This window comes from Paraglaciecola sp. 20A4, from assembly GCF_011378905.1.
Classification (GTDB): domain Bacteria; phylum Pseudomonadota; class Gammaproteobacteria; order Enterobacterales; family Alteromonadaceae; genus Paraglaciecola.
The window spans coordinates 1-16025 of the sequence record NZ_WTPY01000014.1 but is presented as its reverse complement, the minus strand read 5'-3'; the positions used below and the strand labels follow the sequence as shown (position 1 = coordinate 16025).

The following is a 16025-nucleotide window of genomic DNA, read 5'->3' as shown; positions in this document are numbered from 1 at the left end:
GCCCTATGTTAAATATGAACAAGACCAAGGCGAATACCATTCGATGACCTTACCTATTCTATACTCTTTACGAAATTGCCCTTATGCGATGAGAGCGCGGTTGGCTATCTATAAATCTAAATTACCTGTTGAGCTTCGAGACATCGTACTCAAAAATAAGCCAGCAGAAATGCTTGCTGCATCACCTAAAGGAACCGTGCCTGTTTTGGTGCTTGATTCGAATATAAATGGTTGCGAAGTCATTGATGAGAGTCTCAATATTATGCTTTGGGTGCTAGGCAAACGTGATCCGTTAAACTTGCTGCGCGCAGCAGCCTTAAGTACGCAGCTAGGTAAAATCGACATTGAGCCACCAGCAAAACTAGTTGATATGTTGAGCTTAATTGACTTATTCGACCATGAGTTTAAAACGTGCTTAGAAGCGTATAAGTGCGCTAAGCGCTATCATGAAACTAATTTGGAAGACTGCCGACAAGCATGCGAAGTTTATATTCAAAATCTAGAGCAACGCCTAAGTGAGCATGCATATTTGCTTGATAATGATGAAAGTTTGGCAGATTTAGCGCTGTTGCCATTTATTCGACAATTCGCCAGAATTGAGCGGCAGTGGTATTTGCAGTCACCTTATCCAAACGTAAAGCGTTGGCTTAACCAGTATTTACAAAGTCCGATGTTTACCAAAGTTATGGCTAAATACCCATTATGGTCGCCCGAACAGACGGTGGTAACATTTGGCGATATCTAGTGACGGTCGTTGGCAGTATATTGGCTAGATTATGCGCCTTAGCGCGTAAGTAATATTAATTGTTAGGCGTTAGTCGTTAGTCGTCAAACGTTAGGGCAAATCACAACGCCATAGAAATTGAGAAGATGAAAATCCATATCCCGCACTGAAAATGCGCGATGTGCTTTTTAGCTTAAATTTAACCGGGGCGGCTTGCACTTTAACCCAGCAATTTAGCTCTTGTTTTGTCCGAGAAGTAAAAATCACTTCCGTGATCCCGTAGCTATTTATCGAGAATGTGGCACAAGCAAACCGATAGCATATTGGTTTACCGCCTGACATAGCGTCAAATGAAAGAAGCGGTGTGACGATAATAAGCGTTCTAAATATACGTTTTAACATTAGTTGGGCATCACTATTCAAAGCGACCAATATAATAAGAATACACCTGTTCCATAAAAATTGCCGATTTGACTACCATTAGATTGAATACATTTTTTACCAAATGCTTTATTTTACGATTAAGAGCCAATTCAGCGGCGTCACTCCTACTCAACAAGTGTTAAATACGAAGATACGCGATATGATTTAGCCTGGAAGTTTATAACCCTTTCACATTAATTACCGGCAATCTGGATCCAACATACTTAAAGTACACTTGATGAACATATTGCCTAATATAAAATATATTAATCAACCATTTACAGCTAACAATAATTTTGAGTAGAAAATGAATAAAGCGTACGTTAGTGCATTATTGACCATCATCATGTGGTCATCTTTGGCGGTCTTAACCGTCACGATAACGCATATTCCGTCTTTACTATCAGTGGGGTTAGTCCTTATTTTCGCTTCATTACCTGGGCTGAGATATTGGCGGCAATGGAGGTTACCCAAGAAGGTTTGGCTAAGTGCGGTTATTGGTATGTTCGGATACCATTTTTTACTCTTTGATGCGTTTAGCCGCTCACCAGCAATGAGCGTTAATATGATCCAGTACCTTTGGCCACTTTTTATTGTGCTGGGCACACCTTTTTTTACCCAATCACGTCTTAATATCGGTCATATTGTTGGTGCTATTTTGGGTTTTACTGGCGTTTTATTAACGCTATCTCAAGAATCTATCACCATTAATGCTGCAGATATTTTTGGCTATAGTGAAGCTTTTATCGCAGCATTATTATGGGCATTTTATACGCTGTCTAACCGCCGTTACACCAATATGCCAATGTCAGCAGTCGCTGGGTTTTGTTTGATATCAGGTATTCTTGCGTTAAGTAGCTATGCGTTAACGGCAGACATTCAAGCCGTTATTCCTTCAAGTAGCGACCTGATTGTTATTGGTTTACTCGGCCTTGGGCCAATGGGGTTAAGTTTTTATACGTGGGATTATGCTATTCGTCATGGAGACACCCGAGTCATTGGTGCGCTGGCTTATTTAGCCCCCTTGCTATCAGTCGTTTGGATGGCAATATTTATCCCTGAAGTCGTGTTAAAACCTGTCAACCTTATTACCTTAATTATGATTATTGCTGGTGCTTCGTTAGGCCAGTATATTGAAAAACGTAAGTTAGCTGCGCTATTGCTTGTTAACACTGACAATAGCTCGGTAAAGGGTTAACCTTCAGTCGTTGCAAACTAAAAATATATAACGGTTCGTGTGTTGATAAGGCCAAACGGGATTGCAACTTTATATGCCAGTACTCTGTTCTCCTAGTGGTCGATTTTATTTTATAAAAACGATTAAAAACTCTTCAGCAGTTTAGAACACGAGCAATCGCTGAATGTATTATTAGCCTGTCATCAAGTCGGTTTTAATTATTGTGTGCAGTCAAAAAAGTAACCTTTACCCGTTGGTTTGATGGCGTTGTTAGCGCGAATTTTCATATAAACTTGAGCAATCTCGGCAAATGTTCAACGTTGCGTTATTGCATAATGTCTACTGTCCAGTCACTGACCAGTCACTGTCCAGCCCAACGCTAAAATAGGATCCACGTTCTACTGTCTGTTATGGAGTTATTATTAGTCGGAAATTGAGTCCCATGCTAGTCACTTAGTTTTAAGTGCTTTAAAAATTTCAGATTTGTTAATAACGGCGTTAGCATCATTAAAATTGCGTTGATAGGTAATATCGTTGATTTGGTCATAAGGCTACGCTGAGTAAATATGTGGCTAAAAACCTAAAGACAAGACCGTCTTTATAATCAGCCTAGCGCATCAACACGCCCCACTTATTTTAGAATACCGAGTTGATTTAGCGAGAAGCGGATCATTATCACACCACTTAATGACTGGCTTTATATACAGTTAAAAAGAAATCAATTATATTGCCTAATAAGAACAATATGATTAGGTAAGAGAATGCTCGATACAATGTTGCTAAATATACAACAACAAAAAGCAGTTGAATGTACAGACGCTAATGGCATGCTCAATAAGTCCCCCTTACTCATTATTGCCGGTGCAGGAACAGGTAAAACCAATACGCTTGCACATAAAACGGCGCAGCTTATCTTAAATGGCGAATCCCCCGACCGAATATTGCTAATGACGTTTGCTCGTCGTGCTGCGGGCGAATTATCTTTACGAGCAAATCGAATCATCGAACAACAACGACATAAAAAAAGCGCCAAAGACAAAAACCGCTATCAACCTAGTAAAATAACATGGATGGGAACCTTCCACTCTATTGCAGCCCGCTTGCTTAGGGAGCATGCAACTGCCATAGGTCTGGAAAGCGACTTTACGGTCATGGATCGAAATGACAGCGCTGACATGATTGATGTTATTCGTCATGAACTGAATTTCACATCTAGCGTAAATCGCTTTCCGAAAAAGAAAACCTGCCTCGATATATACTCTCGCTGTGTTAATAGCCAGCAAACGATAGAAGATATTCTTGACGCACACTTTCCTTATTGTAGGGATTGGCATCAAGAGTTAAAAATGCTATTTGCTGCCTACGCTAGAGCAAAAATGGAACAAGTGTGCCTAGATTATGATGACCTTCTTTTATACTGCTATCACATGGCCCAAGTACCTGAAATTGCGCAACATGTACGTGAACAGTTTGATTATATATTGGTCGATGAATACCAAGATACCAATGTGTTACAAGCTGGCATTTTGATGGGATTCTTTCCTACTGGTGAGGGATTGACCGTGGTCGGTGACGATGCCCAGTCTATATATTCTTTTAGAGCCGCCAATGTAGATAATATATTAACGTTTCCTCAGCAGTTTAATCCTCCCGCACGGGTAATTTCATTAACTCAAAATTATCGATCTCACCAAGGTATTTTGGATTTATCAAATGCGTTGCTCGGCGAAGGATCAGAAGGTTACAAAGTAGAATTATTCAGTGAGCGAAAATTAGGTACAAAACCTAAACTAGTCTCTGTTGAAGATGACACGAAGCAAGCCCAATATATTGTCGAAAAGGTTTTGGCTGCACGTGAACAAGGTATCGAATTAAAACAACAAGCCATTTTATTTAGGTCAAGTTATCACAGCGACCGATTGGAATTAGAACTGACTCGGCGAAATATCCCCTATGTAAAACACGGCGGCCTTAAATTTTTAGAAGCTGCCCATGTGAAAGATTTGCTGTCGATAATACGCTGGGCGGATAACCCAAAACATAAAATATCAGCGTTTAGGCTGTTGAAACTATTGCCCAGTGTCGGGCCTAAAATAGCGGAAAAAGTCATTCACACTCTTAAGGTCAAACAATACGTATTAAACGAGCTGATGGATTATCCTATGCCTCACGTTGCAAAGTCGTTATTTCAGGATTTGATCAAAGTGGTTAGTGCTATTCATAACAACGAAATTGTTTGGTCAGAGCAAGTGAATGCCGTGGTTCAGGTTTATAAAGCATTGTTAGAAATTAATTATGATGACCACTTTGTCCGTTTTGGTGATATTGAACAGATGGCACAAATATCACAACAATTTCCATCAAGAGAGCGTTTTTTAACTGAGCTCACTTTAGACCCACCTCAAGCAACAGGAGATCTTGCTGGACGACCTTTAATTGATGATGATTTTCTTACCCTGTCAACGGTACACAGTGCGAAAGGCCAAGAATGGAATAATGTGTATGTGTTAAATGTCGCTGATGGCAACTTTCCTAATGAATACGCCGCAGGCGATAAACGTAGTTTGGAAGAAGAAAGACGGTTGCTAAACGTTGCTATTACCCGCGCAAAAGACGAACTTCATCTTATTCAACCGATGAAGTATTGGGTGCCAGAGCAGCAGCGACATGGGGATCGGCATGTTTATGGAGCAAAAAGCAGATTTTTAACAGAATCAATTTTGCAATTATTACAAACGTCCCACTACCCTAGACGAGAGCTTAACGAAAAAGAAAAAGCAACGGCTACGTTAGCTATTATTGATATCAAAAAAACCGTTTTGGGTATTTGGCAGACTTAGGTGAATTGATTAGAACTCAAAATTACTTATTTAGAGCCCAACCAATTCTAATAACGCGTAATATGTTGCGTAATTTTTATTTAAATTTTCACCACGGCTTTACCCATATTCTCGCCTCGCATCAAGCGGCAGAATGCATCTGGTGCGGCGGCCAAGCCTTGTGCAATATCTTCACGTACAATAAGTTTACCTTCTCTAATATAACCTAAGCACGCATCCACAAACTCGTCTCGGCGTGGCTCAAAGTCATAAACCACTAGGCCATAAACAATTGCTCGCGCTTTGATCCACATCGCAGGCGGTGGCCCCATGCTACGAGTTGTTTTATTGTAGTCTGCCATTAGACCGCACAATATCACTCGGGCGCCAATGGCTAAACGCTCTGAAACAGTATGAAGCATATCGCCGCCCACTAAATCAAAAAAGATATCAATACCGTTAGGGCAAAGTTTATCAAGCTGCTCACCTAAATCGCCCTTTTTACGATTAATACAGGCATCGTAACCCAGATTATTTACGGCATAATCACACTTTTCATCAGAACCTGCGATACCAATAACGGTGCAGCCGTATATTTTTGCCAACTGGCCCGCCACTGAGCCTACACCACCGATGGCAGCTGGAATGACCACAACATCACCGGCTTTAGGCTGGGCTTGCCAAACCATTCCCGCATAAGCCGTTAACCCTGGCATACCTAATGCGGATAATGCATAAGAAGGGTTGTCGATTTCTTTTTCAACTTTAAAGATCGTGTCACCGTCATGCACTGAGTAATTTTGCCAACCGCCGAAACAACGCACAATATCCCCAACCTTAAAATCCGGGTGATTAGACTCAATAACTTTACTCACGGTTTCACCGCGCATTACATCGCCAGGATTAACCGAACCCGACATATGGCGGCCAGCAATCTGACTGCGCATGTAGGGATCTAGGGATAAATACATTGTCTCACATAGCACTTGCTTATCACCCGCTTGCGGCATTGCGCCTTTTACTAAGGTAAAATGCTCTGGCTGAGGTTGTGATTCTGGCGTTGATGCTAGCTGCACCTGCATATTTTCTTTCATGTTTTCTCTTCCGATTAAGAACTGTTTGATAAAGGCCGCTTTACGACCGCTGACTCTGAAAGGCTGCAAATGCGCTGGCCATTTCATTTATACCGCGCTGAACATCAGCATCACTGCGTACCCAATCCCACCATTGATTGAGAGAATCGAATCCTTCGGTTATGTCGTTCTTTGTGTGTAAACCCACGGTGACATCAACCCACCAAAACGTAGGGGCCAGAACAATATCCCCCATGGTTAAGGCATGATTTTCTAACACGATATTAGCTTTTAGCCACTGATCGAGTTTTTCTAAAGCTGTTCTCACCACGTCATATTGTGCGTTTTTATCAAAGGTAAACTCAGGCAGCATCATGGCTTTAAAATACGGCAACAAAGCTGGAGCCAAATGCGTATCGGTAAAGCTTGCCATTACTCGTGATTTAGCCGCTGCTAGCGGCTCATTCGGTCTACATGCATGCTCAGGGAACGCATCTTCCAAATATTCCATAATAGCAATTGATTCAGGTAGATATTGACCGTCATCTAGCGCTAATAAGGGAATTTTCCCTAGTGGATATGCCGCCATAAACTCAGGTGTTTTTAACGCCAAAGTCGGTGCAACCATATCGATTTCCAGCTTCTTTTTGCGGATCAATATGCGCACTCGTGTCGCGTACGGTGAATGGTTGAGATTTATCAATTGCATCATATTCTCCTTATTTTTGACCGTCATACAGCGGCGTTTATTAATAGGCTTTTTACGACTACGCGTTTAATAAGCGCTATTTCTTTTAATAATTACTCTTAATAGTTATCCATTGCTCGTAAACTTCGCACTTGCCAGGGCAGGTGCTGCTTCAATATCCGTTTTAAACGTGGCATTCCAGCGGTTTAAAAAACCAAATAACGAGATAACCCCAACGATTTCCACTATTTGCACTTCACTGAAATGCGTTTTTAAGCGCGCAAACTGCTCATCGGTTACCGCATTAGGCACTAGTGCTGCATTGCGCGCCAAGTCTAATCCTTCACGTTCCGCTGGGCTAAATAAGTCACTCGTTTGGTATTCCCATATCGCCGCTATTTTTTGTTCGGTAATACCGTGTTTCAATGCACCGTATTGGGTATGTGCTTCACAATACTGACATCCACTTGCGCTGCTAGTCATTAAGCCCAATAGCTTTTTTAAATCATTGTCCAGCGCACTTGGCATATAAATAGACTGCACTAAGCCCAAAAATGCTTTGAGCATTTCGGGTGATCGCGCCATGATCAAGCCATCGTTCGGGGTAAACCCCATGATGTTTTCACCCGCGGTCATAATGGCGTAAATATCATCAGGTAATGCGTCAATGGGTAAAGCAGATAAACGTGACATAGTGTTATTTTCCTGTTTGAGCTAGATTACAAGGCCCGTTGAAATCCCTTGGGTAAGCCTGCGTCAGGGGTAAAGCCATATAATGGCTCGTTCGGTAATGCCTTGGCTAAAAATTTTCGCGCAGCAAACATAGCATCAAAATCAATGCCGGTTTTTAAGCCCATGGCTTCGAGCATAAAGACTAAATCTTCAGTCACGATATTACCGCTCGCACCCGGTGCTGCCGGGCAACCACCAATACCGCCCATTGAAGAATCAATGGTGGTAATGCCCACTTCTACCGCGGCCAGTGCATTCGCTAAACCTTGACCACGAGTGTTGTGTAAATGAATGCCCGTTAGGTTTTCTTTGCCAACAGCAGCCCATACTTTTTTGATTAAGCGCTGCACCTGCGCTGGGTTAGCATAGCCGGTGGTATCAGACAGTCCGACTTCGTCACAACCTGCTTCCATTAAGGCGACGGCTAATTCCACTACCTTGTCTTCACTGACAATTCCTTCGATAGTGCAGCCAAATGCCGTTGATAGCCCCCCTTCAAATTTAGGGCGTTGGTCTTTAGGTAAGCTCTTTACTAGCTCAGCAATACGTTTTACTTCCTCAAGCACTTGCTGGTGGTTACGTTTAACGTTGCGCAAGCTATGGGTTTCACTGACCGATAAAGGGATGCTCATTTTGGTCGGTCTAACTTCGATGGCATTTTGCGCCCCACGAAAATTAGGGACTAATACAGCTACCGATAAACCCGCTATTTCTCTAGCATAACGGGCAACTATAGCCGTGTCGGCTAGTTGCGGTAACACACTAGCAGGTACGAATGAGCCAACCTCAATTTCCGGGATACCCGCTGCAGCTAAGGCATCAATCCAGGCTAACTTATCAGCCGTGGGCATAATGGTGCTAATACTTTGCAGACCATCGCGAGGCCCGACTTCACTGATTTCAATATCAAACTTTGCCATGTTTTTTCCAACTTTAGGCCTTGGTGTTAGTCAAGGCTGAATAATGAGATCCTACCGCTGCCTGAAAACACATAACAGGCACAAGAATAGGATGTGCAAAATTAAAATACGTTGCTTGAATGGTCTTACGCAAGGCCACAGCTCGCTAGCAGTGGCCTTGAATTGACAAATGTTAATCTTGTTCTTTTACATTCAAACTCTATTGTTATAATATTATATCATACAGACAAAAGGTAGTCTTTTTCAAAAAGAAGCGCGTCTTTTATTAAAGACTCAGAGCGTTATCAACAGAGTTGGGAAAACGATTTATGACAAATTCAGTGAAGCCAAATTCAGAACGACTTCCATTGACAGGCATTAAAGTGGTTGAATTCACACACATGGTAATGGGTCCCACCGCTGGGGTTATTTTGGCCGATTTGGGGGCTGACGTGATCAAGGTTGAACCCCTTGGTGGTGACAATACGCGGCGCTTAAAAGGCTCCGGTGCCGGCTATTTTTCGATGTATAACCGTAATAAAAAAAGTGTTTGTTTAGACATTAAATCTACTGAGGGAAAAGAAGTCGCGCTATCGTTGTTAGCTGACGCTGACATCTTGCTTGAGAACTTTCGCCCCGGAGCAATGGATAAATTGGGCCTAGGATACGAGCAATTAAAAAGTCTTAACCCTCGCTTGATATACTGTTCATTAAAAGGGTTCTTAAGTGGTCCTTATGAACATCGCACCGCGCTAGATGAAGTTACCCAAATGATGGGTGGGTTGGCCTACATGACTGGTTTACCTGATAAACCAATGCGCGCAGGCTCCTCAGTAATTGATATAACTGGCGGTATGTTTGGCGTTATTGGTATTTTGGCCGCACTTGAAGAACGCCATCATACTAATCAAGGCAAAAGCGTGACGTGCTCTTTATATGAAACCACTGCCTTTATGGTCGGTCAGCATATGGCGCAGCAAGCGGTCACAGGTGAAGCACCGCCGCCAATGTCGGTACGCCGCTCAGCATGGGCTATTTACGACATATTTCATTGTGCCAATGACGAGCAGGTTTTTATCGGTGTGGTCAGCGACACCCAATGGCGCATATTCTGCGAGGCATTTTCCCTAAAAGAATTCTCACTGGATCAGACGTTAGCATTAAATAACGGACGTGTGGCTCAGCGAGAACGTATTTTGCCTGTGATCAACGCAGTATTTGCCAAGCTCAGTAAAGAAGAACTGATGAATAAGTTAGAAAAATCTGGTCTGCCGTTCGCACCGATTAACAAGCCGTCTGATTTGTTTGACGACCCTCATTTAAACGCTGGTGGGTTAATTGACGTTACGCTACCCGATGGACATAAAACCAAATTACCGGGCTTACCGCTTGAAATGAATAATGCTCGTATGCCTTTGCGTCATGATATCCCCACTGATAAGGGTAACTCGGTGGCCACCTTAAAAGATGCAGGCTTTAGCGATGACGACATCAAGAAGTTATTAGCACTTGGTGTAGTCAAGGCTTAGTACGAGGCCAATACCCATTTAACTACCCAGCACTTATTTTCGAATCCTAGACAAACCCGCTGTTACTCATAGTAATCAGCGGTTTTTTTATGCCTGTATAATCTGTGATACAGGACATAAAAAAGCCCAATAGTTGGTTTGTCCAACTATTGGGTCCACTTTAGACAATCTGCTTATATATCATGACTATCTTTTGAACGTACTTCTATTGAATGGTTATTTCACGCAGCACTTCGTACAAATCACCTTATAAAAATAAAGTTAGTATCTAGGCGAGCCAAGGATATTGACGTTGATATGCCTGCTTAAAGTCTTCAATTTTAGACTTTGACTTTAGCGTTAAGGCTATGCCATCTAAACCTTCAAGCAACATAGCTTGTTGGGCTGGCATAATCGAAAAGGTAAAGCGTTGGGGTTCCGTACCTTCTATGGCAGCGTTACCTTTGGTTATAACCATACTCACATAGCATTCATTTAAGTTAATGTTCAACTGATTCGATTGTGGATTTTGTTGTACATGTTTAGCCAGTGCCAGCACTTCATCATTTTGCAGTACCACGGGCAAAATACCGTTTCTGATGCAGTTATGATAAAAAATAGAGCCAAACCCGGGAGCAATAACCGCCTTAATACCATATTCTTTTAACGCCCACACAGCATGCTCACGTGATGATCCACAACCGAAATTATCGCCAGCGAGTAAAATACTGGTGCCTTGGTACTGAGCTTGATTTAATACAAAATCAGGGCTTGGTTCACGGCCATTGGGTAAGGTGTAGCGCCATCCTGCAAATAAGCCTTCACCGAGACCTTGTTTAGACACTAACTTCATTTCTCGAGACGGAATGATCGCATCCGTGTCGATATTAATTTGCAACATAGGGGCAGCCACGCCTTGATGAACAGTGAACTTCTCCATTATAAATACTCCCTAACATCGGCAATACAGCCGGCAATAGCCGAAGCAGCAACCGTTGCCGGGCTCGCTAGGTGCGAACGCGTTTCAGGACCTTGTCGACTCTCGAAGTTGCGGTTAGTGCTGGTGACGACGCGCTGGCGATAACCAAAGCTTTCCCCTCCCGCAAAGAAACACATCGAACATCCTGCCTCGCGCCATTCAAAACCTGCCGCAATAAATATTTTATCCAACCCTTCTGCTTCAGCTTGGCGCTTAACGGTAGTTGAGCCCGGAACACATATGGCGTTCACACCTGATGCGACTTTACGTCCTTTTAACACTTTAGCGGCTAAGCGTAGATCTGATAGTCGACTGTTGGTGCACGATCCAATAAAAGCGGCGCCAATGGGCAAACCTTTTAAGGCCATACCCGGTTGTAAATCCATGTATTGATAAGCACGATTCATCGCCTTAAGCTGATTTTGAGTGGCATTTTTATTTATGCTCGGTACCACATCGTTCACACCACAGGCATGCTGTGGACTATTCCCCCACGTAATAGTCGGGCTAATATCGGCACAGTCGATGTCGATTACGTGATCAAATTTGGCATTTTCATCGCTAAACAATGATTGCCAAAACATAACAGCTTGCTCCCATAACTTACCTTTGGGTGCGTATTCACGCCCATTTAAATAAGCGATGGCCTTCTCATCAGGCGCGATTAGGCCAGTAAAAGCTGAAAACTCAACTGCCATATTGCATAACGTTAAACGCCCTTCAATATCAAGGCCATCGACCGCTGTGCCACAAAATTCGATAATATAACCTGCCCCGCCTGCCGTGCCGTATGCGCCTATCAGATGTAAAATCATGTCTTTGGCACTCACGCCAAATCCAAGCTCTCCGTTGAAGTTGACCTTCATCGTTTTGGGCTTACTGACACGCAGGGTTTTGGTGGCTAAGGCATGTTCTGCTTCGCTAGAGCCTATTCCCCACGCTAAGGCACCTAAGGCACCTTGTGAACAAGTATGACTGTCAGGACACACCAATGTGGCTCCGGGTTGCACTATGCCTAGCTCGGGAGACACCACATGTACTATGCCTTGTTGGGGATCGTTCACATCAAACAATTTAATATTGGCCGCAAGACACGCTTCTCGGGTAGCAAGAATAAAGTTTTTTCCGCTGGGGACTTTGGTGTTATCACCTCTACCAGCAATGGTATCCACGATATGATCCATGGTACAAAATACGTGTTCTGGCGTCACTACGGAGCGCTTATCAGCCTCTAAACTTTTAAGGGCGATTGAGCCGGTACGCTCATGTAAAAAAACCCGGTCAATGTATATCAGCGCCGCGCCATCATCTAGTTCTTCAACCAGATGATGCTGCCAAATTTTTTCAAATAATGTTCTGTCCATGATACTTATTCACCTGATGGTTGACTAAGGCTTTGCACTGACGCTTTTAGCGCAGCAAAACGCCCTTCTATGCTAGCCTGTGCAGGTCGCATTTGAATATTTGATGGCAAATCGGCCTCGTCCAACCGGTCCACGTATTGCTTAAGCAGACTCGTAGGCCAGCGAATTATATGCGTTGGCACGGTCACCGAACTCAACTGCTCTGGGCGTTCATTCATAAACGCGGCACGATAAGCCAAATGATAATTTTCACCTGCCGTTAAATAGCCCATAAGGGTGTCTTGGATCACTTGTGCAGGTATATCAGCATTGCCAACTCGGGCCTCTTCTGAGGTATCGAACCAAGGGAAATAATGAAATAACTGACTCGACATTTTCCATACTAAGGCTAAATGTGAGCCATCCTTTTGAGCTTTAATATCAGGGAAATACTGCTTTAGAATGGCGTTACGTTCATCTTCTTTAAACCACGCTGCATTTTCAAGCACCATGCCTTTAATGGTGTTCGGGTGCGCTTTTGCATATTCAATTGCAATCTGTGCCCCCGTTGCCGAGCCATATATTATCGGCTGCTCAAGTTCTAAAGCGTTAATGAACTCATTTAGTGCCTGCACATAGGGCTGTAAACTAGTACTTGGGGTTTGTGCTATAACCACATCATTTTGTGGTAATGGGTCAGATTGCCCATAGCCAGGCGTGTCCAGCGCAATCACTCTAAATGAATCAGATAACGCGTTCATAATAGGTAGCATAATCGCTGACGACATAGGCGACGCATGCAACAGAATAATCACTGGCAGCTTTTCTTGGCCTTGGCTACGATAGTGAATCTGCCAAGGCTTATCGCTGCCCAAAGTAACGTAGTGTTTAAACACAGGTGCGTTGCTCATGGGGTTTACTCCAAACCCAATGTTTCGGGGTTGACCCGGCCATTTGGGTCAACCATAGCCTTTATACCCTGAATCATTTTATAGGTATCTGGTTGCAAACCTTCTTTGAATTGATACGTTTTACCAATCTGCAGATGCACACCGCCTAACTCTTTGAAAAAGGTGCTTAACTCGGTACGAATTTGCTGTACTTTTGCTCTGGCTGGTAGATTTTCAGGATGCTTGCCAACCTTAGCTAAATAATCAGGTTCAACGCTTTTTTCATGAATTTCAGTGTACGCATCAGGCCAGAAGAAGACAGGCTCTAATACAAAACAATTATTCGCTACCACTGCAAATAAATAGCCAACTCCGATATCGAATTTTTCTATATCACTGCCGTGTTTAGCAAAAATAGCTTCTACGCCATCATGTGCTTGCTTGATTTTAGAATGGGGGAACAAACCGTGCACAGGCACCCATCGCTCTCCTTCTGGCCCTAACATATTATTAACCGGTCCAAACGGATTAGAACGGGTAATTTTGGGAATACTATTTTCAATCTCACTGCCGTTATATTGCTTAGCAATGGCACGAATATCATTCATACGCGCGTCGACTGCGGCGTCAATGCGATCCTCAACTATGATTTGTACCGAGTAACCCACATCTTTCATGTAACCACGGCCAGCCATAGCCAACTTGGCGCCATCTTTAAGCGCGCCCAAAAACGAACCGGATGATTTCATAACACCCGCTAACGCTTTAACGTCTTTAGCTAGGCTTTCACGCTTAAGGCGTAAAGCTTGTAAAAAAGGATCAAAACCAAAGCATTCCATGGCTAAACCTTGGCGCGAAATCTCGCTCATGGCCGCAATACAATCATCAGCTTGTTTAAAATCAAAGGCCAAGAATCCCTTCGCTGGTAGCTCGGGGATTAAGCGAAACGTTGCCGTCGCTTTAAAGCCTAACGCACCATTGTCACAGGTAAAAATGCCGGTGAGATCTGGTCCATAGTGACGGAAAAAAGGCGTGCCATTAATCTGTGCCCCTGAGCCAGTGGTTATTAACGTTCCGTCACCTAACGCTACTTCTAAACCAATAACCGAATCAACAGCAGTGCCGAACTGGCCAGATCCCCAAAAAATAGAGTTCTGCGACAACCCACCCCCTACTGTCGCTTTGCTGCCCGATAGCGTGCCCCAATAGGGTGTGCGTACGCCTTTTCCTTTAAGCGCCTCATGAAGTTTTTTCCAAGTACAGCCGCTCTCAACGGTGACATACATATCTTGAGTGTTTATCTCAAGCACTCGATTCATTCGACTAAGATCGACCATCACGCTATGGGTTTTAGCAGGCACATAGCCTTTGGTATATGACATACCGCCACCACGAGGCACCACATTCATTTCGAATTCAGCGGCAATTTTCAACATGCTACTTAGCTCATGCTTATCACCTGGGCTTACCACTACCTCGGCCGGAATATTTTTGGTATATACGTCTTGGGCATACAAACTCGTCGAATAGTCATCAATCAACACATTGTCTTTGCCTAATACCGAAATCATGGCATTTAACATGTCTGTCTTAGGTTGAGTATTTGTATTCAAAAGCCTTCTCCTTACAATTTTATTCGCGAGCAACATGAAGTTGATATCGATGTCACATTGAGATTAATGTCTATTGTACTATCATTAGGACATTACAACATTAGTTTACCTCTGACAACAACTCATTCCGTTCCTTTTGACAAAAGACTTACAGCGGTAGTTATGTTACCTTGTTATATTGATATATCATTTTCTTACACCCCACCATTACTAGATGGAGATGGATCACCCATGTCATTTGATTCTCAATTCGCTATGTTAAATCAAACCAAATTAAATGATGAGTCACCTACCCCCCTTTACTACCAGTTATACAGTTTGCTTAAGCAAAGTATCTTAAACGGTAGTTTAGAAGACGGCTCTAAATTGCCAACCGAGCTCGGCTTGTCACAAGCATTTAGCATTTCACGGATCACTGCCAAGAGGGCTCTCGACGAGCTAGCGGCAGAAGGTCTGGTCGCCAGACGCCGCGCTAAAGGCACTCACGTCACTCACAAGTATCAACCTAAGCCAGTGAAAGCGCCTTTAGTTGGCATGCTGCAAGAGTTGGAGTTTATGGGTCAACATTCAGCAGCGAGAGTTATAGAGCTCACAACGGCTCGCCCACCTGGGGACATTGCTCAGGAATTTGGGTTAGTTGAAGGCGAAACTCTACTCAAAATGACTCGGGTGCGAAGTCGTTTACAAGAAGCGTTTGGCTATTACATAAGTTGGAGTAAAGGATTAAATAAGTTCAACGAAAAGGCTAGCTTAGAGTCAACTACTCGACTCGAGATATTCCGTAAAAACGGCATTGAAATCAAACATGTAAAGCAAATTCTTAGTGCCTCGGCTGCCACGCCAGATGTAGCCAAGGAGTTAGGTGTCGAAGTTGGCTTTGCGCTACTAAGCCTAACCCGTCGCTCTTATGATGAAAACGAAAAATTAGTAGATTATTTACATGCTTTATATCACCCAGAGCGCTTTCAATACCGTATGGATTTAACCCCCGAATCGTCCAGTTAAGCTGTCGATAAGGTGTTCGTTTTTCTCCCCATTCAATTGTTCTGCAATTTACCGCGATATAAAAAAAGCCACAACTGAAGTGACCCCCAATAGTTGGACATTCCAATTACTGGGGGTCTTTTTATGTCCAAACATCATAGAGTATTTAAGTT

The 16025-nt window shown here is 43.2% G+C and carries 14 protein-coding genes; 5 read left to right on the top strand and 9 right to left on the bottom strand.

Going from position 1 to position 16025, the window contains the following annotated elements; all coding sequences use genetic code 11:
• The first annotated feature begins 43 nt into the window (after positions 1-43).
• Complete coding sequence (locus GQS54_RS13650; protein WP_166424534.1) at positions 44-745, top strand: glutathione S-transferase; 702 nt, start codon at positions 44-46, stop codon at positions 743-745.
• Positions 746-835: 90 nt separating this feature from the next.
• Here the strand turns inward: GQS54_RS13650 and GQS54_RS13645 are convergent, their stop codons facing one another.
• Positions 836-1126: a hypothetical protein gene (locus tag GQS54_RS13645; protein WP_166424533.1), complete on the bottom strand. Its 291-nt coding sequence runs from the start codon at positions 1124-1126 to the stop codon at positions 836-838.
• Positions 1127-1454: 328 nt separating this feature from the next.
• Here GQS54_RS13645 and GQS54_RS13640 point away from each other — a divergent pair, with 328 nt between their 5' ends.
• On the top strand, positions 1455-2345 hold the full coding sequence (locus GQS54_RS13640; RefSeq protein ID WP_166424532.1) for an EamA family transporter: 891 nt from the start codon (positions 1455-1457) through the stop codon (positions 2343-2345).
• A 740-nt stretch (positions 2346-3085) separates the two neighbouring features.
• Complete coding sequence (locus GQS54_RS13635) at positions 3086-5164, top strand: ATP-dependent helicase (protein ID WP_166424531.1); 2079 nt, start codon at positions 3086-3088, stop codon at positions 5162-5164.
• Between the two features lie 80 nt (positions 5165-5244).
• On the opposite strand, the gene GQS54_RS13630 is transcribed toward GQS54_RS13635, so the two are convergent.
• The 4 genes from GQS54_RS13630 to GQS54_RS13615 all read right to left on the bottom strand — a co-directional run bounded on the left by GQS54_RS13630 (position 5245) and on the right by GQS54_RS13615 (position 8556).
• On the bottom strand, positions 5245-6237 hold the full coding sequence (locus GQS54_RS13630) for an NADP-dependent oxidoreductase (protein ID WP_166424530.1): 993 nt from the start codon (positions 6235-6237) through the stop codon (positions 5245-5247).
• 40 nt (positions 6238-6277) lie between these two features.
• Positions 6278-6928: a glutathione S-transferase family protein gene (locus GQS54_RS13625; protein WP_240919944.1), complete on the bottom strand. Its 651-nt coding sequence runs from the start codon at positions 6926-6928 to the stop codon at positions 6278-6280.
• Positions 6929-7030: 102 nt separating this feature from the next.
• Positions 7031-7597, bottom strand: a complete 567-nt coding sequence (locus GQS54_RS13620; RefSeq protein WP_166424529.1) for a carboxymuconolactone decarboxylase family protein — start codon at positions 7595-7597, stop codon at positions 7031-7033.
• 26 nt (positions 7598-7623) lie between these two features.
• Positions 7624-8556: a hydroxymethylglutaryl-CoA lyase gene (locus GQS54_RS13615; protein ID WP_166424528.1), complete on the bottom strand. Its 933-nt coding sequence runs from the start codon at positions 8554-8556 to the stop codon at positions 7624-7626.
• Between the two features lie 308 nt (positions 8557-8864).
• Here GQS54_RS13615 and GQS54_RS13610 point away from each other — a divergent pair, with 308 nt between their 5' ends.
• A complete protein-coding gene (locus GQS54_RS13610; RefSeq protein ID WP_166424527.1) occupies positions 8865-10064 on the top strand; it encodes a CaiB/BaiF CoA-transferase family protein in 1200 nt (399 codons plus the stop codon).
• Between the two features lie 268 nt (positions 10065-10332).
• Here the strand turns inward: GQS54_RS13610 and leuD are convergent, their stop codons facing one another.
• Genes leuD through GQS54_RS13590 form a run of 4 tightly spaced genes read right to left on the bottom strand, consistent with a single transcriptional unit; the run spans position 10333 to position 14868 of the window.
• Positions 10333-10983, bottom strand: a complete 651-nt coding sequence (gene leuD, locus GQS54_RS13605) for a 3-isopropylmalate dehydratase small subunit (RefSeq protein ID WP_166424526.1) — start codon at positions 10981-10983, stop codon at positions 10333-10335.
• The gene (gene leuC, locus GQS54_RS13600) at positions 10983-12386 is read right to left on the bottom strand and encodes a 3-isopropylmalate dehydratase large subunit (protein WP_166424525.1); all 1404 of its coding nucleotides are present in this window, start codon (positions 12384-12386) and stop codon (positions 10983-10985) included. The genes leuD and leuC overlap by 1 nt, the downstream gene beginning before the upstream one ends.
• A gap of 5 nt (positions 12387-12391) precedes the next feature.
• Entirely contained in the window at positions 12392-13276 is an 885-nt protein-coding gene (locus tag GQS54_RS13595; RefSeq protein WP_166424524.1) for an alpha/beta hydrolase, read from the bottom strand.
• Between the two features lie 5 nt (positions 13277-13281).
• Entirely contained in the window at positions 13282-14868 is a 1587-nt protein-coding gene (locus tag GQS54_RS13590) for an FAD-binding oxidoreductase (RefSeq protein WP_166424523.1), read from the bottom strand.
• A gap of 231 nt (positions 14869-15099) precedes the next feature.
• Here GQS54_RS13590 and GQS54_RS13585 point away from each other — a divergent pair, with 231 nt between their 5' ends.
• On the top strand, positions 15100-15873 hold the full coding sequence (locus GQS54_RS13585) for a GntR family transcriptional regulator (protein ID WP_166424522.1): 774 nt from the start codon (positions 15100-15102) through the stop codon (positions 15871-15873).
• The last annotated feature ends 152 nt before the right edge of the window (positions 15874-16025 follow it).